At 38.9% G+C, this 1,859-nt stretch carries 3 protein-coding genes; 2 read left to right on the top strand and 1 reads right to left on the bottom strand.

Annotation, left to right across the window (positions count from 1 at the left end):
- Positions 1–640 (top strand): M20 family metallopeptidase (locus tag AC1DUW_RS27465; protein WP_477644006.1); only part of this gene is annotated, 640 nt, incomplete at its 5' end.
- 179 nt (positions 641–819) lie between these two features.
- Complete coding sequence (locus AC1DUW_RS27470; protein WP_477644007.1) at positions 820–969, top strand: hypothetical protein; 150 nt, start codon at positions 820–822, stop codon at positions 967–969.
- Between the two features lie 236 nt (positions 970–1,205).
- On the opposite strand, the gene AC1DUW_RS27475 is transcribed toward AC1DUW_RS27470, so the two are convergent.
- On the bottom strand, positions 1,206–1,859 hold a 654-nt coding region (locus tag AC1DUW_RS27475; RefSeq protein WP_477644008.1), incomplete at its 5' end, for a phosphotransferase family protein.

The following is a 1,859-nucleotide window of genomic DNA, read 5'->3' on the forward strand; positions in this document are numbered from 1 at the left end:
ACTGTATACATCTCATAAAGGATGTCTATGGCTAGAAATTATTACCTACGGAAAAACGGCCCATGGATCAATGCCTGACCAAGGGATAAATGCCATTACAGCGATGAACGAATTAATGAATCGTCTCCAAACCTATGAATTTGAATACTCTCCACATCCACTATTAGGCTACCCAACTATTAATATTGGAACAATTGAAGGTGGAGTAAAAACAAATGTTGTGCCTGATCAGTGTAATTTGACTCTAGATATACGAACTGTCCCTGGACAAGATAATGACAGCATTTTACATGATATTGAGAATATGATCAAGGAGATTTCAGAGAAGTCACAGTCAACATATCAAATAAAGGTTATTAATCGAATGGATTCCGTGTCCACAAATGAATTTGATGATTTCGTAAAACTTGCTGTTCAAACAGGGAAGAATCACGTTAATTTAGACCTACGGCCCTCAGGTGTTAATTATTATACTGACGCTTCAGTGTATTGGCCTCATTTACGAATTCCAACTATTATAATTGGTCCCGGAAACCCACGACTTGCTCACCAGCCGGATGAATATGTAGAAATTGATAAGTTTTTGGAATCTATTCGTTATTTTATTGCCCTTGCCATTGATTATTTAGATGGGGAATAGTATGGATTATAGAAACACAACATTAGTCTAGTCAATGGTTTTTCTTTTCGGATTATTATAGAAAAACAGTAAAGGTGAAGTCCAACAGATTTCACCTTTACTGTTTTACCATGTTGATGGTAATATTATTTTTCTTTTTTTCTAGATTGCTTTTCGTCATATCGCAGAAGGAATCGAACATGAAGAACAAGGGAATTTCCTCAACAGAATTCATGGGAAATTGGTCAAGATATCACTTGAATCCTTTTATTCGGAAACAGATCTCTGAATACTATGAAACACCTATAGAAGAAAAACTTCATGACCATTTGGAACAGAAATGGTCGTGAAGTTTTTCTGTCTTGGTCTTGGGCTGTTTTTTTTATGGAAATGTAACTAATACGAAATGTCCTAGTGTCTAGCACCAGACACCATCGGCTCGAGGGCATTTGCTAATCAATCTGTTGAGGAAGGTGACTAATCTAGCTTACTGATGTCCGTCAGTCGCTGATAAGAGGGACTTTGTTCTTTTAAACTTTTATTTAAATTTTAACCCAAGGTGTGGATAGACATATCCAAATGTTTCTTATAACAATTCACGGTTTTTTGCTCGATTTGCTTGATGCATTAAATTTTTGATTCCAATGTGTAAATGTTCAAACCGGCTGTCCTGACTATCCCCATTTTTCCAACGATAATAAAGCTGCTGAAGGACAACGGCTATCTTATAGAAGGCAAAGGTTAGATAATAGTCAATATCACTGAGACTGTTGCCACTTTTTAATGCATAAAGGTTGGCCAATTCCCTACGTGTTAGGAATCCTGGCTTGCTAGTAACGGAGGTGAGTCCTGTTTCGGTTTCACCTGGCTCGGTCCAATAAGCCAAGCTGATGGCGAGATCCGTTAATGGATCACCGATTGTGCTCATTTCCCAGTMAAAAACAGCCACGGCTTCAGGGCTATTGTAGGAAAACATCATATTATTCAATTTGAAGTCATTATGCACAATACTGGAAAGTGACGAGGAGGGAAGCTTGCCGAGCAGCCACTGCTCGGTTTCACCTACCCCGTCTAATTCATCTGTTTTCGACCGTTCGTAGCGTTTAATCCAGCCTTTGACTTGACGTTCGAGATATCCATTCGGTTTGCCGATCATACTGAGCCCGGCTGCTTGATAATCAATGCTGTGTAAACGTGTAAGTGTTTCGACAACCGTTTCCGAGACTGCCCTAGCATATGC

It is taken from the genome of Peribacillus sp. P4_C12 (assembly GCF_056402095.1).

Excerpts from the sequence above, each read along its gene's own strand:
- AC1DUW_RS27470 (WP_477644007.1), top strand. The coding sequence starts at position 820 with ATGAAGAACAAGGGAATTTCCTCAACAGAATTCATGGGAAATTGGTCA.